We start from the raw sequence: 21,349 nt of genomic DNA, 5'->3' as shown, positions 1-21,349 counted from the left end.
AACATGGCTCAAGCTCAACGTCTCGCTGGCTTTAGTTGTAGCATACTCAAAGATCTGTTTAGAATGAAATAGCCCTGTTAATCAAGCGCCTTTTCACAGTGAAAAAATATCATCAGTTGATTTAATTTGGCATATTTACAAAAGATGATAAAGTTGAATTGATTCGAGCATAAATTCTTCAAATGACCGCCGTCGGTAGAAGGCACACATCATTACATTTTTATAGGTTCGATCGTTCGGACTTCAGTCCTTTCTTTGGGCCGCGCCCTCAGACCAAACAGGCAATTGATTAATCTTATCCAGCGTGATATCTACATACTTTTGACCGTTATCCGCCAGATTTTCGCCAAAATATCCATCATCGCCGTCGTGCTTTTGAGGGCCGCTGACAGCTTCTGCGTAGCGTCCTTGCAAACGAGCTTGATTGAAAGGAGAAGTCGCGAACCAGTACCAGCGAGTTGGAAAAACGATGCCGCCAATATCTTCAATTGAATCGCGAGTGCCACGAAAATGGAAAATGCGATCGGCTTCTGCAAAACCATTTTCTCCCGAAAACACGCCCCCAACTGAAATAACAGTAATTTCTGCTTTCAGCCATTCTTTAAGATAGGGAGTAGCACCCAAAGCAACTTGTGCGCCGCCGCTAGTGCCAATTAAAATAACTTGCAAAGGTTTTTGAGGATTAGCTGAAATCGGAGATTGAGCATTCATGCGCTCGATAATTGCATGAGCAATTCCCTGATTGTATGCAAAACCGTAGCGATAATCGAGAGAAATTGCAAACCTCCAAAGATTGCGAATTTTGATGAATATATCCGCAGCAATCGGCCCACTTTTTGCCTGCGCTGCAAACCGCCAAAAAGGAGCTAGCCAGCGCTGTCCGCCTAAACTTTTGTTAGAAGCTGAATAAGGAAAAATATCCCCCACTGCTACGCACTGCGGGTGACTTTTAACTAAATGGTTGAGAAAAAATGCTTCTCCCGCTGTTAGTTCGTCCCCCGAAAAATCGCCAACTCCGGGCAAAAAGATGATATAACAATTGAGTGACGAAGACTTGCGCGCTTCCGGGCTGCTTTCGTTCGGGGGCAATATCTCCGGCGAATTTTTCTTAAAACCCAAAGTTTCGGCACTTTGACCAAGCCACCATATAACAGTTCCCACTGGCGAAAGAATGCCCCAAACTAACAGGATTAGACCTGCGATGAGCAACAAATTTAAACTTCCTCCGCGCAGCCACACAAGTATCTGCAAAATCAATCTTAGCATTGAATAAAATCTGGTAGAATGCCTGTTAATTACCTAATTATGTAGAAATATTTTGGTGATTGTGCTGTATTAGAGCTTATTTTGTCCGAGTTGTCAACTATCTTGAGGAGCAGGAGTTAAACGTGAAGGGAGAAGATTCAATTGCTGGTTTGCGAAGAACGCTGTGGAACTCACTTTCTTTGAACAGCAACTTTTACGAAAAAACTCCCTACACTGCCAGAACGAAGCGGATAGCTTTAACGATTGTAATTTTAGCAGCGGTGTCCCGCGTTTTTGGCAGTGCCGTCATTTTGTTAATCAATCGAACTGAGCTATCCGTGTTATTGTTAGCACTTTGGATAGATGCTTTGGCACTGGTGGGGGGTTATTATTTTTGGACTTTCACTATCTTTAAAATCGGGCAGTGGCTGAAACCAGGTCATGTAAGTTATGGGGAGTTGTTGGTTCCGATCGGATTTGCCTACGCCCCGCAAGTGCTGAATTTTTTAACGTTAATTCCCTTGCTGGGAGAAGGGATAGAGCGGATATTAGCTGTGTGGAGCTTGCTATCTGTAATTGTGGCGGTTCGTCAAGGTTTGGATATTAAAACTCGCTGGGCAGTGTTAATCTGTTTTGTGGGTTGGCCGCTGATTCAAATTGCGATCGGGTTTGTGAAAGTTATTAAACAGTTGGTTCCACAATGGCTTTAAAGTCAGGAAATTGTCATGGGTTTAAGGAAAAGATGACAAGAAAAATTCACGGCTTCAAGTCTCGATCGTAGATTTTGCAAGTAGGCGATTAATAGCAATTTCAAAAGGCAGCTAATTTGGGAATGGCGATCGCCCATAAGTCCCTTAACCTGTAGATTCCTGGACGCACAAAGCCCCAATAAACCGTGTTTTTTACCAAATCTACAGGCTGCAACGAAGGATTTTAGTAAAAAACCCGGTTTCTGACCGCCCGTGCGTAAGTCAAACTGTTACAATAAAATTGCTTTGGGGTGCAATACTTTTGCTCAAAGTACGTAATTTGAAACAAAAGCATTCCCCCGCCCGAAGAAACATTGTCGATAGCTCGCTTTAAGAGAATGCTTGACAGGGGAGCGGCAACACAGTATGTTGGGAAATGAGTGAAATCGTGATTGATAACATTAATTTGCATTGGCACAGTTCGATCGCACAGCCAGACGGCAAACACACCCCAACTATTCGGCTCTCCCCACTGTCCGCCTCCTCTTAGTAGCGATACATTGAATTAAAGGAAATACACAAAAATTTACATATATAATTTGTGTAGTGATCCAAATCGCTCCTCACCAGCAGCGATACAACCCTCGCCAAGACAGTAGGATAGAAAAAATATGTTTGAACGCTTTACAGAACAAGCCATTAAAGCAATCATGCTAGCCCAAGAGGAAGCGCGGCGCCTCGGCCACAATTTTGTAGGCACCGAGCAAATCCTTTTGGGACTCGTCGGCGAAGGCACTGGAATCGCTGCAAAAGTATTACTGGATATGGGCCTCAACTTGAAAGAGGCGCGCAATGAAATCGAAAATATTATCGGTAGAGGTTCCGGGTTCCTCCCGCCGGAAATTCCGTTTACCCCCCGCGTCAAGCGCATTTTTGAGACGGCGCTGAACGAAGCGCGACAGTTAGGACACAATTACATCGGCACAGAGCACATCCTGCTGGGGCTGATTCAAGACGATGAAGGTGTGGCGGCGAAGGTGCTGCAAAACCTGGGAATCGATCGCCAGAGAGTCCGCACGCAGGTAATTCGTGCCGTGGGAGAAGTCGCGGCAGTACCCGGAGGCCGAGGAGATAGCGGTGGCGATCGTAAAATCCCGACTTTAGAAGAATTCGGCACCAACCTAACTAAGCTAGCAGCCGCCGGCAAACTAGATCCAGTCGTGGGCCGCGAAAATGAAATCGAGCGCGTGATCCAAGTGCTCGGACGCCGCACGAAGAACAATCCGGTGTTAGTAGGCGAACCGGGAGTCGGCAAAACAGCCCTCGCCGAAGGCCTCGCCCAGCGAATTGTTAACAGAAACGTCCCGGAAATTTTAGAAGACAAACAAGTAATCAGCCTCGATATGGGTTCGCTGATTGCTGGTACGAAATTCCGAGGCGAATTTGAGGAACGGCTGACGAAAATTATGGCGGAAATTCGCGCAGCAGGCAACATCATTCTGGTAATTGATGAAATTCATACCTTAGTTGGTGCAGGCGCGATTCAAGGCAGCATGGATGCCTCCAATATGCTCAAACCGGCTCTTGCTAGAGGAGAATTGCAGTGTGTCGGCGCAACTACCTTGGACGAATATCGCAAATACATTGAGCGCGATGCTGCCCTAGAACGCCGCTTCCAACCAATTAAAGTCGGCGAACCGAGTGTGGCTGAAACAATAGAAATATTGTACGGCTTGCGATCGGCCTACGAACAGCACCACCGACTGACAATTTCCGATGCAGCTATAGAAGCAGCGGCTACACTGTCAGACAGGTACATTAACGATCGATTTTTGCCAGATAAGGCGATCGACCTAATTGACGAAGCAGGTTCCCGCGTCCACGTTCTGAACTCGCAAACCCCGCCCGAAGTTAAAGAACTCAAAAAACAACTTCCGGCCGTCAGCAAAGAAAAAGATGCTGCTGTGCGGGAACAAGACTTTGATAAAGCTGGAAAATTGCGCGATCGCGAATTAGAAATCGAAGCCCAAATTGCCGAAGCTACGATCAACAAAAGCCAGATCAGAATCTCTCCCATCGTCACCGAAGAAGACATCGCCCACATCGTGGCAAATTGGACGGGAGTACCAGTTAGCAAGCTGACAGAATCGGAATCGGAATTGCTGCTGCACATGGAAGACACATTGCACCAGCGCTTGATCGGTCAAGAAGAAGCTGTCAGCGCAGTTTCTCGCGCCATCCGCCGCGCGCGGGTTGGCTTGAAAAATCCCAATCGCCCGATCGCCAGTTTCATCTTTTCCGGGCCCACAGGCGTCGGCAAAACCGAACTGACAAAAGCCTTAGCCACATATTTCTTCGGTTCCGAAGAAGCGATGATTCGGTTAGATATGTCCGAGTTTATGGAACGCCACACTGTTTCTAAACTCATCGGTTCGCCTCCGGGTTACGTCGGCTACGACGAAGGCGGTCAACTAACAGAAGCAGTGCGTCGTCGTCCTTACACAGTGATCTTATTCGACGAAATCGAAAAAGCTCACCCGGATGTCTTCAACATGATGCTGCAAATCTTGGAAGACGGCCGTTTGACCGATGCTAAAGGTCGGACGGTAGACTTTAAGAATACGCTGCTGATCATGACATCAAACATCGGTTCACGAGTGATTGAAAAAGGCGGCGGTGGTCTCGGTTTCGAGTTTGCTGAAGGTGCCGCAGACGCGCAGTACAGCCGCGTTCGCAACTTGGTAAACGAAGAATTGAAACAGTTCTTCCGTCCCGAATTTATCAACCGCTTGGATGAAATTATCGTCTTCCGCCAGTTGAACAAGGAAGAAGTCAAGCAGATTGCAGATATCCTGTTGCAGCAAGTCTTCGGCCGCTTAACCGAACAGGGTATTACTTTGTCGGTGACAGACAAGTTCAAGGACTTGTTAGTTACAGAAGGCTACAATCCTAGCTATGGTGCTCGACCTTTGCGCCGCGCTATCATGCGGTTGTTGGAAGATGTACTGGCTGAGGAAATGCTGTCTGGGAAGCTGAAAGAAGGCCAAAGTGCGATCGTTGATGTGGATGAAAACGGTCAGGTTAAGGTGTTACCCGATGGTTCATCTGAGCCGAAATTGCCTGAATTGGCATTGAGTCATTAATTGCGATCAACAAAGCGATAAATAACGTCTGATTAAAAACCCGGTTTCTTGCAGTAACCGGGTTTTTAATTAAAAAATATGGCGTTGCTGATTTACGGTATGAACGGCTAAATAGGCAAATCATAAAAACCATTTTCCACAAAACTTCTGGATTTTTGCCTAGTTCTTTTTCATACCCTGATTAAGCAACGCCTAAATATCTTCTCGATACCAACATCCTGATTTATTACTTCAATGATGAGCCGGAAGTTCAGTCTATATTTGATGAAATTAAAGCTGGAGATGCAGAGGCTTTCTACTGTCCGATTACTTGGGTGGAGTTACTTTGTTACCCGGCATTGACAGAAGAACAAGCTAATGAAATGCGAGAATTTTTGAGCCCACATTCCGCACTTCTTAACACAGTTAAAAATATTTTGACTAAAAAACGTCATTATAGAGATTTAATTTGAGAATACTTCTTAATAATCCCAAAAAATCGATCGTATAAAAATAATTATCAAGAAAAATTAATATTTTCATACAGGGGCTATAACGCTTGTATAGAATGGAAGATAGCAATTTTTTAGCCAAAAATTCGCGATTTTATGTTAAGGCGGAAAGTGGGTTGTAACTCGCTAACGCGATCGATGCTTTGGACGCAGCGAGCGTTGGACGAACTTTTGCGGAATTACAGGCCGAACCTGGGCGCATTATGATTTGTACTGAAATGTCGATCGACCTTTCAACCGTAGTAATTCGCATCAGAGATAACGGCCTGGGTATGTCCGATTCAGTAAAATTGCGGATATTCGACTACCTGTTTACTACAAAAGAGGTTGGAAAAGGAACGGGATTGGGATTGGCAATCGCCCGTCAGATTGTAGAAGAAAAACACGGCGGAAAACTGAGTTGTATTTCTGCATTGGGAGAAGGGACAGAATTTGCGATCGAGATTCCGGTGTAAAAAGTATCACATCGCGTTCAGTCGATCGATATCGTTTCCGTTGCCATCCGAATCATAATTTTAGGAGTTCGCACTCCTAAAACACGCTTTTTACACTCATCAGGATGCTCACTTTTTCCTTCTTCCTTCTTCCTTCTTCCTTCTTCCTTCTTCCTTCTTCCTTCTTCCTTCTTCCTTCTTCCTTCTTCCTTCTGCTATCGACTATTGCAGTGGCAAAAATACCGTCATCACCTCACCCTTTTCTGGGCGCTGACGAATTACCAACTTGCCGCCAGCAGCCCGAAATAAATTCTTAGTCACGCTCAAATTTAAACTCAAACTTCCCGTCTCCGGCTGCACCATCAACAAAGGTCCGATCGATCGCAAAGGAGCATTCGCCGATTCTGCAAAAGTCGATACGCCTTTACCTTCAGATAAGTGTTCCGATTCCAACTGCAACTTTAACTGACTCCCTGCTAAAGTCACCTCCACCTGAATGCGACTCCCCGATCGCAAAGTGCGAGTAAAATTCTCAATTAAATTACTTAAAACCTGATCCAACATCGTCGGATCGCTGACTACCGCTGGCAATTTTTTCGGTATAATCACATCTAAAGTGTGATGGCGCTGACTCGCCTGCTTTTGCCAGCGCGGAATGCTATTTTGGAGCACTTCACCGAGGGACATTGCTGTTAGCTGCATCGCAGAATTTTTTGCTTGGGACATTTCCATTTCTACGGCGCGGAAAATTAAACCGAAGCGATCGATCTGAGCGGTACACTCAGCATCAATCATTTCCAAACGCTTCACCACCACCGGTTCGAGTTTGGGGCGTTTCAGCAGCAGCCGAGTCAGGGTGCGGATGGTGGCCAAAGGAGTGCGGACTTCGTGGGCGATCGCCTGTAGCAATTCCACTTCTTTGGTAGCATGAGGCAGATGAGACTTACAATTGATATTTTGCTGCCCTTTCAAGCTATCATCAACTCTTTCGTGTTTTCCCCTCGACACTTCGTCTTTCCCAATGGGCAAATTATGCAGCAGCAAGCGGGTGAACTGCGCGACTGTTTGATAGTTTGGATCTACAGGCAAAAACTGCTGGAACAGCGCGTCTAATTTCGTAGAATTATGAGTTAATTGGCTGACTGGCAAATTGATCCCGCCGTCAGAATTGGCAAGCAAACAATCGCTTTCAGTCACCCTGCTCCGCAAAACTTCCCAAGCTTTGGCGGCGATTTGCGGGTCGAAAGAAAATAGAAAAGCCGGCATTCCAGCCGAATTTTCACCCAAAACCATCACCAGACTAAAAGTAGCAGTTAAAACCAAACAAAACTGCTCGTTTGCCAAAGGATCGCCGATCGCCAAAGCTAAAGCCGGGGCAGCCTCCGGTACAGATATTTGCTGCTGGGCCGCCGGTAGCAAAGCTAAAGTTTGTCTAGCACGAAAAGACCACAAACCTGCATCGTTGTCGGGAATACTGGTAAAAATCCAATTAGCAAAACCGGAAGCGACAGCGGGCTCTGTCAAAACCGAAGACGGCCCGGACAAAACCAATCCCTGACAAGAAGTGGGATTTGGGGAGAGACAGTGTTTTTGCCGATCGAGCATTTGATTCAAAGTTGCGATCGCCCCATACCATTCCCGTTCAGCCTTCTGTCTAGCAGCCGCACGACTCCCAGGACACTTCGGGCGACCGATTTGGGCGATCGACCTCGGATCGGGAGTGAGGTCATTTTCAGAGCCTTCGGAGGCTAAAATTTCGCTGATTGTTGGTAGAAAGTAAGTATTCACAGTAGTTATAAGCCCACCTTCACAGACGTGAAGAATGAAGTATTTATTTATAGGAATGTTTAGGAGCGAGAATTTAAGCACCAGTAGGACGGAAACAACCAGCCTAATTTCTTGCGTCTTGCCCCTAACCCACAGGATATCTATATTTGTCAACTAACGATATTGGCAGAACCGTACCAATAAGTCGCAATCTCCGCGCAAGGAGTGGATATTTTGCACCAACAAGCCCGATCGCCCTAACAAAAGTGCAAAATGGATGCAGTTAAATAGTGCAAATTCATGCCCACCTCGATCGCCGACTCAAAAAATCTGCTGTCAGACTTAATGGCACGCTACCGCAACCAAGTAGATTATCTAGCAATTCGACTCGAAGAAGCCGAAGGCACAGACATCCTGCTGCGGGGCGAAAAAATTGAAACCCTCAGCGAAGGAGTCTCAATTGGAGGCCAAGTCCGAGCCTGTCACAAAGGTGGCTGGGGCTTTGCCAGTTTTAACCGACTTTCCACCCTCGCCGAAAGAATCGAAGAAGCCATCGCCGCAGCCAAACTGATCGGCGAAGAAGAAACGATTCTCGCGCCAGTTAAGCCAGTACAAGACATTTGCTTCCTACCGTTGACAGGAACAGATCCGCGTTTAGTGCCGCTAATTGAGAAAAAGCAATTATGCGATCGCTACGCAGCCATTTTGCGTAGCATAGACCCCCGTATTGCCACCATCTCCGTGCGCTACGGCGACAGCACCCAGCGCATGATCCTAGCCACCTCCGAAGGTACCATGCTCGAACAAGGTTGGGTAGACATGGAAATGCGCTTTGCAGCTACCGCCCGCAGCGGGGAAACCGTACAAACCGGCCGCGAAACCACCGGTTCCCGCAAAGCTTACGAAGATTTAACCGAACTTGACACCCAAGTTCGCAGCGCCGCTCAGCGCGCCGTAGATTCCCTAGCCTTGCCATCCGTCCAAGGCAACACCTACACCGTCGTCATCGACCCAATTCTCAGCGGATTATTCGTCCACGAAGCCTTCGGACACCTCTCCGAAGCCGACATGGCCTACGAAAATCCCGACATCTTGGAAATTATGACCCTGGGCCGCCAGTTTGGGCCCAAAAACTTGCAAATTTTCGACGGTGCAGCGCCACAGGGACACCGTGGCAGCTATTTCTATGACGATGAAGGGACTCCGGCGACTACGACTCAGTTAATTAAAGACGGCGCTTTAGTCGGGCGGCTGCACTCGCGGGAAACTGCGGGTAAGTTGGGAGAAACGCCTACGGGTAATGCTCGCTGTTTGAATTATCACTATCCGCCGATCGTCCGCATGACGAATACTTGGATCGAAAGGGGCGATACACCTGTTGCTGATTTATTTTCTGGGATCAAAGAGGGTGTTTATGCGCGCAATTGGCAAGGCGGCATGACTAACGGCGAAATGTTTACTTTCAGTGCTGGCGAAGCTTGGATGATTCGCGATGGCAAACTGGACAATCCGGTGCGGGATGTGACTCTTTCGGGTAATGTTTTCAGCACTTTAGCCGATATTGAGGCGATCGGCGACGATTTCTACTGGGATGAATCCGGCGGCTGCGGTAAAGGAGGACAAAGCGGTTTACCCGTGGGTTGTGGCGGGCCCAGTTTGCGGATTCGCGATGTGGTTGTTGGCGGCGAAGCTGCGGAAGATTGAAGCTTAAAAAGTTTAAAAAATTCAGGTAAAGCCGAAGATTCCTACTCGCGCTTTACTTTGATTTTTTTACCGAGTTGTCCCCAATACGGTTCAATTAAGACAGTCCGTTGGAAAAACGATGTGAAAAATAGGCACTCTTGTTTGCTTTCTCTGCGATCGCAATGACAAAAAAGCGTTAAGTGAACCGTATTGAAATTGTCCCGACAATAAAAAAGAAGCAAACATACTAAAAGTAATAATTCAGTATATTTGCTTCTTTTTGGCAAAATTATCCATTTTTTCGGATTTATCTCCCGCTGCCTCGTTCGGGCAAGGTATCCTTATCCTTATCTCCGTAAAAGATCTGAGTGTCGGTGAAAGTGGCGATCGTTTCGGGAGCAGAGTTGTTTTGAGAGAAAAAGGTCGATCGAGTTTCCATGCTTTGAGCCTTAACTGCGGTGCCGCTCAGTAACAGGCTTGACATCAGGATAGAAGAGTAGAGGCGCATCATAGAGTTCCGTGTCGTATTTTCCACTTCTTGATACACAGCCTCTACTCTGCTATCAGGGGAAAAAATTGAATTGGCGCGAAATCATCAATTAGTAATTGACAATACCTGCAATTTTTTTGATTTTTCGTCAAAACGGGGTAAAACCCCTCATCTAACTCGCTTGTTCGCTCATAAGTTCGAGTTGCCTGCTGTTTGCGGGCAACAAGCAGAATTTAACCCCTGCAATCCTCTTTAAATACTCTTCAAACCAGGAAACGACAACCGCAAATTATAAATTTTTACGACTATTCAGATTAACTTCATAATTTATTGATATGAGGACGCAACCATTCAAGAATTGCGCGCAGGGATTATAGAAACCGGGTTTTTCAACCCATATCGCCAGTTAATCTCAAATTGCAAATCTCAAATCTCAAATGGAAAATCGACTGAGTTGCATATCTATTTGCGCGAATAGCGAGTCGAGGGTTGATGAGTTGTCCAAAACAACATCAGCTTTTTGGCATTTTTGAGCTAGTGGCATCTGGGCGTTAATGCGGGCCGAGGCTCGATCGCAATTCAAGCCATCTCGCTGCATCAGTCGTTGTAACTGCACTTCGGGCGAACAGTATACCACCCAAATTTCGGTACACAAATCAGTCATGTTAGCTTCAAACAGCAGTGGTACTACCAAAACCACAGTCAATGTGTTTGGCGATACCGGATTCGATGCAGAAATACAGCTTTGAGTTCGCTCCACTAACCGGCGGCGCACATAAGGGTGAATCTGTTGTTCCAACCACTGCCGTTCGGATGGGTTACAAAAAATAATATTTCCCAACTCGGGGCGATTTAAATTGCCGTCGGGGAGCAAAATAACCGCGCCATATCGTTCTACAATAGAGTCCAGTATTGGCGAACCTGGGTGCACAGCTTCGCGGGCGTAAATATCGGCATCTAAAATCGGAAATCCACAGGTATCTGCCAGATAATTAGATATGGCGGTTTTCCCGGTGGCGATGCCCCCAGTTAAACCGATCGCACGGACAATTCGATCACTCATAATTTTCTGGCGTTTTAACTTCTGGTGTTTCGACACTTACTGTATGTCTTTGCTATGTTGGTGACACAATCAAAATTCGACTTAAAATTTGAAATTTGCGATCGAGAGTTAGCGTTAGGAATTGTCAGCATTGGGGTGCGATCGACTATTTTTTACCTAAAATCTCCATTTAAAGCTCGAATTCAGGTCTAGATCGAGGCAAATCTTATGAATGCTCAACGTGCTGTGCGATCGATTCTGGCAGCAATTCCCCTTGCTGGATTTTTGATATTAGATTTTTTCCCCAACCTGGTTTTCCTCCAAGAAGATATCAGCGGATGGGTGATTGTGGCAATTTATCCCCAATCTCAAAGTGCCCAGGCCGGGGAGATTATTTCAGCCCCAGACGGCACCGGAACCACCATCACACCTGGTACAGGAACCCCCTCTCGCTACGACATTAAAGGCGGCACACCCTCCAGAGACGGAGCAAATCTGTTCCACAGTTTTACTCGATTTGGTCTGAATTCTGGCGAAACTGCCAATTTTCTCTCCAACCCAAACATTAAAAATATCCTCGGCCGCGTTGTCGGCGGCGACGCTTCCTTAATTAACGGTCTAATTCAAGTTAGTGGTGGCAATTCTAACTTGTACTTGATCAACCCCGCAGGGATTATTTTTGGCAATAATGCCCGACTCGACGTGTCCGGGTCTTTTTTTGCTACCACCGCTAGCGGTATCGGTTTTGATAGCGGCTGGTTTAACGGTACTGGGACAAACAACTACGCAGATCTACTGGGCACACCGAATACTTTTGCTTTTGGCGCACAGCCGGGGAGTATTGTCAATGCCGGTGACTTGGCTGTGGAGACTGGTCAAAATTTGACTTTGCTCGGCGGTACGGTGATTAGTACGGGGAAACTTTCGGCGCCCGGTGGTCAAATTACGGTGGCGGCGGTTCCGGGCGAAAATCTGGTGCGGTTGAGTCAAAACGGACTTTTGCTGAGTTTGGAAGTTACTCCGGCTGCGGGAGTGCCTGGTTCGGAAGCTCTTCCCTTCTCTCCTCTGAGTTTGCCAAAGCTACTATCGGGTTCCGGCGTGGCTAACGCTACTGGTTTAACTACGAACGATCGCGGTGAAGTCGTACTGACCGGCGGCACAACAGTACCGGCAGGTGCCAGAACTGCTCTAGTATCGGGTGTTGCGGACGTGTCTGCCAGGGGGGGTGCGGGAGGCACTGTGAACGTGTTGGGCGAGAAGGTAGGGCTGTTGGGAGCGAAGATTGAGGCTTCGGGGCCCGATGGCGGCGGCACGGTGCGGATCGGGGGAGATTACCGTGGCGAGGGAACGGTGCCGAATGCCACGATGACTTATGTGGATGGCAAAAGCTCGATCGCAGCCAACGCAACTAGCACAGGTAATGGTGGCAGAGTTTTTGTCTGGGCGAACAACACGACAGCATTTTTCGGCAACATCAGCGCGACTGGTGTTTCTGCAACTTCCAGCACAGGTGTTGGCGGATTTGTGGAAATTTCCGGTAAGCAAAGATTGATTTTTAATGGCACTGTCGATACTTCCGGGACAAATGGTTTGGGGACTTTGCTGTTCGATCCGGAAAATATTTTAATTACAGATTCCTCAGAAGCTGCGGGGGATGCGGCAGTTATTGCTAACAGTAATATTTTGGCAACCGGAACGCCATCAGGACAGCAGCAAGACAATTCTGATCCTTCGCTGACAATTTCCAGAAGAGCTTTGGAAAGTATCTCGGCGACGACAAATCTGGTTCTGGAAGCGCTGAATGATATTAAAATTGCTGATTTGGCGGACAATCAGTTGAGCTTTTCGGCAACTACTGGATCGGTGACATTGAGAGCAGATGCCGATCGCAATGGTGCGGGTGTTTTTTCGATGAATGCTCAAGATACAATTAGCACTCAAGGTGGCGCGATCGCCATTTCGGGAAGTCAAATTACTGCGGGCAATTTGTCAAGCAACGGCGGAAATATTAGTTTGATTAGTCCGGGAACGACGGTTACAAACAATATTTCTGCATCGAATCCTAGCAGCGGTAGCAGTGGCAATATTCTGCTCGAAGGCCTGAATGTCACGGCCCAAAAACTTGATGCTAGCGGTTCTAAATCGTCGGCAAATGTAACTTTGACGGCTGGGAATGTTCTGGGAGTTAGTTCGATCGCAGCGGGTTCGGGAAATATTACTTTGACTGGTAATGAAATTAATTTGACAGGCGACAAAAATTCGGTCAGTGGCACGGGCTTGTTGGTACTCCAACCTTGGAGCCCTGGTCAAAATATTGTAATCGCTGGTTCAGGAGATGTCGGGACTACTACTTATCTGAATCTGACGGCAAGCGATCTCGGAAGTTTGCAAAATGGGTTTGCTGGAATTACGATCGGCCTCCGCAACGGTACTGGTTCGATTCTGATTGCTAATGATTTCACATTTTATGACCCGCTAATGATTCAATCGCCGGCGGGTTTGGGAACAATCACGAGCACAAGTTCCCTGACAGGGGCGGACAATGCCTCAATTACTCTGAAAGCTGAGGGCAATATCCGCACGGGAAATATCACTACCAACAATCAGGAAATTCGGATCACGAGCACGGCGGGTAATGTCACTACGGCTAAGCTACGCACGGGAAATCCGCCCAGCATCAGCACTTCTGTCAATTCTGCCAAAGTGCCACGCACGTCGGGGGGTGATGTAAGCGTTACCGCAGAGGGTACGGTAACAGTGGCTGCGATCGACACGAGGGGCGATCGCGCGGGAAATGTGACGCTAACAGGGCGCAACGGAGTGACTGCTGAGGCGATCCAAGCTGGCGGCTCGGAAACAGGGGGAAATATTACTCTGACAGGCAATGAAATTGATTTGACTGGTGGCAATAATTCGATCGGCAGCAACGGCAATCTGGTGCTGCAACCGTCCGATCCGGCTCAAAATGTGACGATTGCCGGTGCTGCTGAGACTGAGGCTTTGGATTTGACTGCTGCGGAATTGAACTCGCTGCGGAATGGCTTTGCTTCCGTAGCAATCGGGCGTGCTGACGGTAGCGGCCAAATTGTGATTACTCCGGCAACCACAGCCTCAGATTCAACGCCGGCGGTGACATTTCAAGATCCGACGACGATTCGCTCGCCCTTGGGAATGGGTGCGATCATGGGAACGGGTGCGATCGTGGGAATTGATAACGCTAGCATCGCTCTGATGGGCGGTACTGTGACAGTCGGAGACGTTACCTCGAATGCGGGGATTAACATCACTAGCAGTCAAGGTAATGTGACTGCTGGTGTTGTGTCATCTCGATCGGCAAACGGGACGGCGGGCGATATCAACATCCGCAGCGCGGGTGCGGTAGAATCTGGCAATGTCAATGCTTTCGGTGCAAAAAGTGGCGGAGATATCTCGATCGTGGCGCCGGGCCGGATCGTGACAGGAGTGATCAATTCGAGTTCGCAGTCGGGAAGTGCCGGTTCGAGCAAGATTAATGGGCAGAAAGATGTGGAAGTTGTTTCGATCAAAGCTAATGGCAATACGGGCGGCGATGTGGCAATCGATGCTGGGGGAACGTTTCGGGCTGCGGGAACGGGAACGACTGCCGATCGCGCCAGCGTTAGCATTTCTACAGATGGGCAGGTGCGATCGGGTTCGCTGACTCTGCTACAAAGCTCTTGCCCGTTAGGAGCCTGCACGGTGGCAACTGTTGGCACGGGAAACTCGAAGTCGAACTCTGCCACCTCAAGTGTTACCAGCCCAGTGCTCAGTCTGCCGAGTCCAGCAACAACTACCACCACCGTGGCACTAAAAACTACAGGCAATTCTCCACAAATTGTCACTCAGACTCCCGCAGTGTCTGAGTCAAAGAGCGGTATCGTAAATGTCTCGCCAGGAGGGACTGCTGTACCTGTTGAGGGGGGATCGAATGAGACTGCAACCGGGTCGGTACTGCTATCGCCGTTTGTGTTAAAAGACAATCTGGGCACACCTGTGGCGACAGAAAACGGTGGCACTGTGGCAACGGCACAGAAGCCCGCGAGTGGTGGAAATTCAGAAAATGTCGGGAATTTGAGGTTTCCTGAGATTTCTCGATCGAGTGCGATGCAAATAAGTCCGATCGACGCAGTGCAGCAAAGGGATAGAGCTCAGGGCCGGGAATTTGAACGTTATTTTGGTGGCAATCTCGATCAAAAGTCAGTCACACCACAAAGTATCCGAGATACTCTCAGCAGTGTCAATCGATTGACTGGGGTTAAACCCGCGATCGTTTATGTGTGGGCGAAAGAGCAACATTTAGAACTTGTGTTGTTATTGCCAGACGGCAAAAATATTTTTAAAACTGTGTCTGCAAGCCGCGAAACAGTTCTGCAAGTTGCTAAAGAATTCACTAATGCTGTGAGATCTCCTAAGAGATTGAATGCTACTGATTACAAGGAACCTGGCCAGGAACTTTATCAGTGGTTAATTGCACCGATGCAAGCGGAATTGGAGGCTAACAAAATTGACACCTTGGTGTTTTCAATGGATGCCGGTTTGCGAACTTTGCCTTTAGCTGCTCTTTTTGATGGCAAACAGTTCTTGGTAGAAAAGTATAGTTTGGGGTTGATTCCCAGTTTGAGTTTGACTGATACTCGCTATGCCGATGTTAAAGGTTCTGAAGTTTTGGCGATGGGTGCGTCGAAGTTTCCCGAAAAATACGATCAAAATCCTTTGCCTGCTGTGCCCCTGGAAATATCAACAATTGTGGGCAAGATTTGGCCTGGTGCGTCTTTTCTCAATGAAGCTTTTACCTTGGCAAATTTGAAGAATAAGCGCAATCAACCGCAATACAAAATTATTCACTTGGCTACTCACGGCGATTTTCAGCCAGGGGGATCGGAAAATTCTTACATTCAGTTTTGGGATACTAAGTTGCGGTTAAATCAGTTGGGTGAGTTGAAGTTATCTAACCCGCAGGTGGAGTTGTTGGTTTTGAGTGCGTGTACTACGGCGGTGGGTGACGAACAAGCTGAGTTGGGGTTTGCGGGGTTGGCGGTGCACGCTGGGGTAAAATCGGCTTTGGCGAGTTTGTGGTATGTCAGCGATGCTGGAACTTTGGGGCTGATGACTGAGTTTTACCAGCAGTTGCGCACGGCGCCGATTAAGGCTGAGGCTTTGCGGCAAGCGCAGTTGGCGATGCTGCGCGGGGAAGTGCGGTTGCAGGATGGTTATTTGGTGCGATCGGGTAATAATCAAGCTCTGCCTTTGCCTGCGGAATTGGCCGCCAGGGGCGATAAAAATTTGTCGCATCCTTATTATTGGGCTGCTTTTACGATGATTGGTTCGCCTTGGTAATTGCGAAGGAAGAAGGAAGAGGGAAGAAGGAAGAATGGTGCGATCGTGCAAACTGATACCATTTTTCTAAAGATATGCTATTGATGAATTCTGAGCCACCCCGAACTCGCGGGGGGGTTGGGGGGGTAATATCTAGCGCTACTTTATGAAATTGGTATGACTAATGACTGATGACTAATGACTGATGACTACTGACTAATGACTAATTGCTAGCTGCTATTTGACTCAAGCGTTTGAGGATGCGGAGGACATCATAAAGTTCGTTACCGGGGTTGCGAGTGAGATACCCTTTAGATGTGGTATATCGCGGTGATTCTCCATTGACTAATTTAACAAATATGAAACTGCCGCCTGTAGCAATCATGCCGTAACTGGGTTTGTCGGGATTCGGATTGGCCAGCATATAAGCTAAGATTTGCGCCAATCCCGCTTCGATGGAAAACGAAACTCGTTTCGACTCAATTACCATCAGCCAAAACTGGTCTTTCAAAACTAAAGTGTCTATGCTACCTTTGATGATTACCCCTTCGTCTTCTTCGGAAATTTCGACAGATTTTTCTGGTTTAATGTAGAAAGGATGCAGGTAAAACTCGCCAGCAAATAACAGCGGAGAGACGATCGACAAACTGATGGTTTTTTCCAGCATCGGCGGATACTCCAGCAAATTGAAGTAACCCGCTTTGATCTGATCTAGCTGTCGTTGTTGAAATTCAGTGATTTCTGGCAACTCGTCTTGCCATTCTCGAAAAAATTGGTCGTCTGTGACAAGTTGCAGGTCAAAAAGTGTTTTTAATTCTGCTAATGTGACATTTTTAGCTTGGATTGTTTGAACCATAATTTTAAACTAATTCCAAATCTTTTGTAAGAGGAATCAAAGGCTTCACCGAGTTCGGCTTGTTCGTTCCAAAGTCCAATTTGTAAGTTAAATCTTGAGTTGCTTTTTCCTGTTTTTCCTCCGGTTGGTGGCATGACGATCAATTGTCCATTGGCGTTGCGTTCTAATTGTAGATCGCGGTGTTATTCGCACAGTTGGTAGAACTGTTCGGAAGTTATTTTGATAATGGAATTGAGGTTTAATGTGATAGCAGTCATTCTTATTTACCTGCTGTTTGTATGAACTAGATTAAAAATTAAAAATGAATTATCCCATTTTTAATTCTTAATTCTTAATCCTTAACTTCTAATTTTACTGCACAGGGGATTTAAGCTCCCACCTTTAGGTGGATTGTTTTTAGGCTGGGGCTTAAATCCCCTGCCTAAAAACTTCGCTGTCAACTGTCAACTGTCAACTGTCAACTGTTACTGCACTTGTTTGATTCTGTTCAGCGCGTCTTGATATGCACTGGTTCTGCCGCCTTGGTTGTAAAGTTCTGCTGCTTTTTGAAAGTCGGCAATTGCTTTCGGTTTGTCTTCTGTTGCTAGGTAAGCTAAAGCTCGGTTGTAATAGGCATCAGCAAAACCGGGATTGGCTGCGATCGCCTGCGTGTATGCTTGAATAGCAGTGGAACCGCGGGTGGGTTCGGTTTGGGGCAAGCCGGAAGTGATGAAAGTGCGGGCATTACCGATATTAAAATACAATTCTGGGGTATATTTGGGCTTGAAAGCGAGTGCTCTGTTGAAATCGGCGATCGCCTCCCAAGCATCTCCTTGATCTAAGCGCGAAAGTCCTCGAAAATAATAGGCTTGGGCATCTTGCGGATTGGCGGTGGATACGGGGCCGCTAGTTGAGGGAGTATTGTCTACTTTCAACTCGGATTTGTTCATTCCCGCCGCTACCAGTTTTCCGATAAAAGTATTAATTGGAACTGCTGCATTAAATCCAGTTTTAATCGGCGCGACTTCGCCGGAACTGGTTTGGGCAAAACCGAATTCGCCTTGTCCGTGTAAACCGATGACTCGGCCTTCGGAGTCAAAAACTGGCCCGCCACTCATGCCACTCCAAGTTACTGCCTGATACCGCAGAGTGTAACCTTCCGATCGGCTGCGTGGGCGGCTGGTAACAAGTCCGGGAGACAGTTCGGGTTCTCGTTCGGCGCCGAAAAGTCCGCCGGTAGCGGGATAGCCGTAAACGAAGATTTGAGTGCCGATGACGGCTTGATCGGAATCTGCAAGCGTCGCGACTGGATATTCTTCGGGACTTTCAAATTTGACTATGGCTAAATCTGGGTCTGTTGGGGTTGTTTGTAAGCGAGTGACTGCGGTTGCTTGGTAGTTTTTGCCGATCGATGTGCGAACGGTATACTTCACTTCTGCCTTTTCTACAACGTGATTGACGGTTAAAACTGTGTAAGTTTTGCCATTTTTGGCAATAATTACGCCAGAACCGTCTCCTAGGGAACTATTAATTTGTACTGTCAGCGGCCCGGCGATGCTGGCGACTTGTTGCGGTGTTTTGGCGATCGCAGGTTGGCTAATGACTATGGTTAAGGCTGCGGTGGTTCCTGCTAGCAAGGTGCTTAAGGTGTCGAAACGAGAAAAATTTATATTCATGGTATTGGTAATTTGACGTAAAGGCGATCGGCTTTGTTATTTACTGATCATTTTACTCGCTTTTTTGTTCCGCGATTTCCTATGTCCACAGTCAGTTGTAGGGTGTGCGCACCTTCTTGATCTCAAAGTAGATTTGCCAACTTATTAAAACTCAACAATACATGACTCGAACTCGGTACTTAGTTCTTCCTTAGTCATTGTCCCTTGTGCGACTTGCATGACTAAATCATAAGCTCGATCGTCCATCAAATTCAGATTGCAGCCATTCAAACGCAAAAAGGTATCTGCCACCGCAAAAGCCGTTCGTTTATTGCCATCAATAAATGGATGATTCATCGCTAGGTGGTAGAGATAGGCGGCAGCTTGTTCGCTAATTGTTGGATGCAAAAGTTGACCGCCAAAAGTTGCTTGAGGTTGAGCCAAAGCTGACTCTAACAAACCTTCGTCTCTAACACCGGAAGTACCACCAAATATTTCTATCTGTCTGGCGTGGATACTTAAAACCATACTTGTGATGATAAAATTAGGAGTTTGCAAGGCGACGATAAACCTCCTTTCTTTCGCGTTCTGAATCTAGATATGCCTGCCATGTTTTGGATTCTAGTTTTTGTTCTTCCTCAGTTTTCAAGGAAAGTACAAATTCAAGCACTTTCAGCAACACCGATTCTGGTACTTGGTCAAGTTCTTGAAGAAGTTGGTCTTTTGCGGTCATATTTCCTCCTCGTTATTTTACAACCATTTTACAACTTATCTCGCATTCTTAGTCCGCGAAGGCGGACTTTGTTTGTGTAGCCGCGGTTTCAACCGCCAGGCTTATCTTATCTTTGTTTGTGTAGCCGCGGTTTCAACCGCCGGGCTTATCTTTTATTTTTTGTTACCCATTGGACGATCGCCTCAGTCAACCCATCTAACGTGTATTCTGTGGCTTCTACGTCTAATTTGCCCAATAAATTTTGGCAGCTTTTGGACGTTTCCGGGCCGATAGATGCGATACAAATGCTTTCTAGCCAATCCTGAGACAAGGAAAGTTCGGGAGTTGTTTCTATGAGGTGGCAAAAGTTATGCACGGTTTTGGAACTGGCAAAGGTTATGATATCTACGGCTTGATTTTGGAGTGCTGCTAGGGCGATCGGATCGATAGTTTCGGGACAGCAAGATTGGTAAGCTGGTACTTCGATTACTTGCGCTCCTTTGGCGGTGAATTCTTTAACTAAAATTTCTCTACCGCCGCTTTCTACTCTGGGAAATAGAATTTTGGAGTTTTGCAATTTGTCTGGGAAGTTTTCGACTAGGGAGTCGGCGACGAAGTTGGGGGGAATAAAGTCTGGTTGTAGAGAGTGCGATCGCAAACTTTCTGCTGTTTTTTTGCCGACAACTGCGATTTTAATGCCAAATAAGCTGCGGGCGTCTTTGCCTTTTGCTTGTAAGCGTTGAAAAAAGCAATCTACAGCGTTGTGGGATGTGAGAATTAACCAGTGAAAGCTTGACATTTGGGCGATCGCCCTGTCTAATGGTTCCCAAGTGGACGGCGCACCAATTACCAAGGCTGGCATTTCGATCGCGCGGGCTCCTAGTTGCTGGAGTCGATCGCTAAATTGACCTGACTGGGAAGCTGCGCGGGTGACTAAAATCGTTTTTCCTGCTAGCGGCAGGCTGTTGTTAGAAATGACTGGTGTAACGCTCATGTTTGTACTTTCCGATCCGATTAAATATTCGCGCAATCTGACTACTTCTCCAATGACGATCGCGCAAGGCGATAGAGATTGACCTGCTGTTTGCTGTACGATGTTCAACAGAGTGCCAATCCAGATTTTATGTTCGGGGCGGCTGCAATCTCGGATAATGGCGATCGGAGTTTCGGGCGATCGTCCGTGTTTTTGCAATTGCCAAATTATCTCGCTTAAATTGCGCCCTCCCATCAATATTACCAAAGTTTCAATCCGCACTAATGCTTCCCATTCCAGCGCATCTGGTTCGTGGGCGCTCATCACAGCAAAACAGCGACTCATGACCGGATCTGTGAGGGGAATTCCTGCTAGCATTGGGGCGGCTAATGCTGAGGAAATTCCGGGTACTACTTCAAACTTGCAGCCTGCTGTGATCAATGCTTGAATTTCGGAACTGGAGCGACCAAAAATAAACGGATCGCCACTTTTTAACCGCACTACTTGTTTGCCTAGTTTGCACTGTTCTACCAGCAAACGGTTAATTTCTTGCTGCTGTGTAGAAGGTTTGCCGCCGCGTTTGCCGACTTCGATTTTCCGACAAGTTACTGGGATTAATTCGAGTTGCGGGATGTCGATGAGAGCGTCGTAAATTAAGACTTCGGCTTGGGATAGCAGTTGGTGCGATCGCACTGTCATCAAGTTACAATCTCCTGGCCCCGCACCAACTAGATAAACTTTTCCTTTTGGGTTTTTCATAAGTCATCCTCAATAGTATACTTTATGTAGTATAAAAATTTTTCCTTCTTTCTTCTTCCTTCTTCCGGCTTCCATCGGACTGAAATCCGTTACATCC

14 protein-coding genes and 2 pseudogenes are annotated in these 21,349 nt (G+C 47.1%); 6 read left to right on the top strand and 10 right to left on the bottom strand.

The annotated features are described in order from the left end of the window. Positions 1-243: 243 nt before the first annotated feature. Entirely contained in the window at positions 244-1,266 is a 1,023-nt protein-coding gene (locus tag QUB66_RS22985; protein ID WP_332969863.1) for a hypothetical protein, read from the bottom strand. A gap of 122 nt (positions 1,267-1,388) precedes the next feature. Here QUB66_RS22985 and QUB66_RS22980 point away from each other — a divergent pair, with 122 nt between their 5' ends. The 4 genes and pseudogenes from QUB66_RS22980 (at position 1,389) to QUB66_RS22965 (ending at position 6,023) form a co-directional block, all read left to right on the top strand. Further along, positions 1,389-1,955 carry a hypothetical protein gene (locus tag QUB66_RS22980; RefSeq protein WP_265234244.1) on the top strand — a complete coding sequence of 189 codons (567 nt, stop codon included), beginning with the start codon at positions 1,389-1,391 and terminating at the stop codon, positions 1,953-1,955. A gap of 650 nt (positions 1,956-2,605) precedes the next feature. Further along, on the top strand, positions 2,606-5,077 hold the full coding sequence (locus tag QUB66_RS22975; protein WP_265234240.1) for an ATP-dependent Clp protease ATP-binding subunit: 2,472 nt from the start codon (positions 2,606-2,608) through the stop codon (positions 5,075-5,077). 209 nt (positions 5,078-5,286) lie between these two features. Then, positions 5,287-5,529, top strand: a pseudogene (locus QUB66_RS22970) (hypothetical protein); the annotation flags it as partial. 173 nt (positions 5,530-5,702) lie between these two features. Next, positions 5,703-6,023 carry a sensor histidine kinase gene (locus QUB66_RS22965; RefSeq protein ID WP_321161559.1) on the top strand — a complete coding sequence of 107 codons (321 nt, stop codon included), beginning with the start codon at positions 5,703-5,705 and terminating at the stop codon, positions 6,021-6,023. Between the two features lie 201 nt (positions 6,024-6,224). Here QUB66_RS22965 and QUB66_RS22960 read toward each other — a convergent pair whose 3' ends face one another. Next, a complete protein-coding gene (locus QUB66_RS22960) occupies positions 6,225-7,790 on the bottom strand; it encodes a sensor histidine kinase (RefSeq protein ID WP_265234239.1) in 1,566 nt (521 codons plus the stop codon). Between the two features lie 279 nt (positions 7,791-8,069). On the opposite strand from QUB66_RS22960, the gene QUB66_RS22955 reads away from it, so the two are divergent. Beyond that, positions 8,070-9,473: a TldD/PmbA family protein gene (locus QUB66_RS22955; protein WP_265234238.1), complete on the top strand. Its 1,404-nt coding sequence runs from the start codon at positions 8,070-8,072 to the stop codon at positions 9,471-9,473. A 286-nt stretch (positions 9,474-9,759) separates the two neighbouring features. Here QUB66_RS22955 and patX read toward each other — a convergent pair whose 3' ends face one another. Both patX and coaE read right to left on the bottom strand, forming a co-directional pair. Continuing rightward, positions 9,760-9,963 (bottom strand): heterocyst-inhibiting protein PatX, encoded by a 204-nt coding sequence (gene patX / locus QUB66_RS22950; RefSeq protein ID WP_332969862.1) that lies wholly within the window; start codon positions 9,961-9,963, stop codon positions 9,760-9,762. A 412-nt stretch (positions 9,964-10,375) separates the two neighbouring features. Then, on the bottom strand, positions 10,376-11,005 hold the full coding sequence (gene coaE, locus QUB66_RS22945; protein ID WP_332969861.1) for a dephospho-CoA kinase: 630 nt from the start codon (positions 11,003-11,005) through the stop codon (positions 10,376-10,378). Between the two features lie 207 nt (positions 11,006-11,212). Here coaE and QUB66_RS22940 point away from each other — a divergent pair, with 207 nt between their 5' ends. Next, complete coding sequence (locus tag QUB66_RS22940) at positions 11,213-16,339, top strand: CHAT domain-containing protein (protein WP_332969859.1); 5,127 nt, start codon at positions 11,213-11,215, stop codon at positions 16,337-16,339. Positions 16,340-16,541: 202 nt separating this feature from the next. Here the strand turns inward: QUB66_RS22940 and QUB66_RS22935 are convergent, their stop codons facing one another. The 6 genes and pseudogenes from QUB66_RS22935 to cobA form a co-directional block, all read right to left on the bottom strand. Next, positions 16,542-17,174: a restriction endonuclease subunit R gene (locus QUB66_RS22935; RefSeq protein ID WP_265234234.1), complete on the bottom strand. Its 633-nt coding sequence runs from the start codon at positions 17,172-17,174 to the stop codon at positions 16,542-16,544. After that, positions 17,138-17,341, bottom strand: a pseudogene (locus QUB66_RS22930) (Uma2 family endonuclease); the annotation flags it as partial. The pseudogene QUB66_RS22930 and the gene QUB66_RS22935, both read right to left, overlap by 37 nt. A 297-nt stretch (positions 17,342-17,638) precedes the next feature. Continuing rightward, positions 17,639-18,829 carry a tetratricopeptide repeat-containing serine protease family protein gene (locus tag QUB66_RS22925; protein ID WP_332969858.1) on the bottom strand — a complete coding sequence of 397 codons (1,191 nt, stop codon included), beginning with the start codon at positions 18,827-18,829 and terminating at the stop codon, positions 17,639-17,641. A 144-nt stretch (positions 18,830-18,973) separates the two neighbouring features. Beyond that, complete coding sequence (locus QUB66_RS22920) at positions 18,974-19,336, bottom strand: type II toxin-antitoxin system death-on-curing family toxin (RefSeq protein ID WP_332969857.1); 363 nt, start codon at positions 19,334-19,336, stop codon at positions 18,974-18,976. 16 nt (positions 19,337-19,352) lie between these two features. Continuing rightward, entirely contained in the window at positions 19,353-19,541 is a 189-nt protein-coding gene (locus tag QUB66_RS22915; protein ID WP_332969856.1) for a DUF2281 domain-containing protein, read from the bottom strand. A 145-nt stretch (positions 19,542-19,686) separates the two neighbouring features. Beyond that, positions 19,687-21,252 (bottom strand): uroporphyrinogen-III C-methyltransferase, encoded by a 1,566-nt coding sequence (gene cobA / locus QUB66_RS22910; protein WP_332969855.1) that lies wholly within the window; start codon positions 21,250-21,252, stop codon positions 19,687-19,689. Positions 21,253-21,349: the final 97 nt, after the last annotated feature.

Origin of the sequence: Microcoleus sp. A2-C3, from assembly GCF_036706065.1 — a bacterium.
Taxonomy (GTDB): domain Bacteria; phylum Cyanobacteriota; class Cyanobacteriia; order Cyanobacteriales; family Microcoleaceae; genus Microcoleus.
Note: the sequence above shows the minus strand (reverse complement) of the source record. Positions and strands in the feature narration are given on the sequence as shown.

Bases quoted from the DNA above. Each gene is read 5' to 3' on its own strand.
- QUB66_RS22985 (WP_332969863.1), bottom strand. From the start codon at position 1,266: ATGCTAAGATTGATTTTGCAGATACTTGTGTGGCTGCGCGGAGGAAGT.
- QUB66_RS22975 (WP_265234240.1), top strand. From the start codon at position 2,606: ATGTTTGAACGCTTTACAGAACAAGCCATTAAAGCAATCATGCTAGCC.
- QUB66_RS22955 (WP_265234238.1), top strand. From the start codon at position 8,070: ATGCCCACCTCGATCGCCGACTCAAAAAATCTGCTGTCAGACTTAATG.
- patX (WP_332969862.1), bottom strand. From the start codon at position 9,963: ATGATGCGCCTCTACTCTTCTATCCTGATGTCAAGCCTGTTACTGAGC.
- coaE (WP_332969861.1), bottom strand. From the start codon at position 11,005: ATGAGTGATCGAATTGTCCGTGCGATCGGTTTAACTGGGGGCATCGCC.
- QUB66_RS22940 (WP_332969859.1), top strand. From the start codon at position 11,213: ATGAATGCTCAACGTGCTGTGCGATCGATTCTGGCAGCAATTCCCCTT.
- QUB66_RS22935 (WP_265234234.1), bottom strand. From the start codon at position 17,174: ATGGTTCAAACAATCCAAGCTAAAAATGTCACATTAGCAGAATTAAAA.
- QUB66_RS22925 (WP_332969858.1), bottom strand. From the start codon at position 18,829: ATGAATATAAATTTTTCTCGTTTCGACACCTTAAGCACCTTGCTAGCA.
- QUB66_RS22920 (WP_332969857.1), bottom strand. From the start codon at position 19,336: ATGGTTTTAAGTATCCACGCCAGACAGATAGAAATATTTGGTGGTACT.
- QUB66_RS22915 (WP_332969856.1), bottom strand. From the start codon at position 19,541: ATGACCGCAAAAGACCAACTTCTTCAAGAACTTGACCAAGTACCAGAA.
- cobA (WP_332969855.1), bottom strand. From the start codon at position 21,252: ATGAAAAACCCAAAAGGAAAAGTTTATCTAGTTGGTGCGGGGCCAGGA.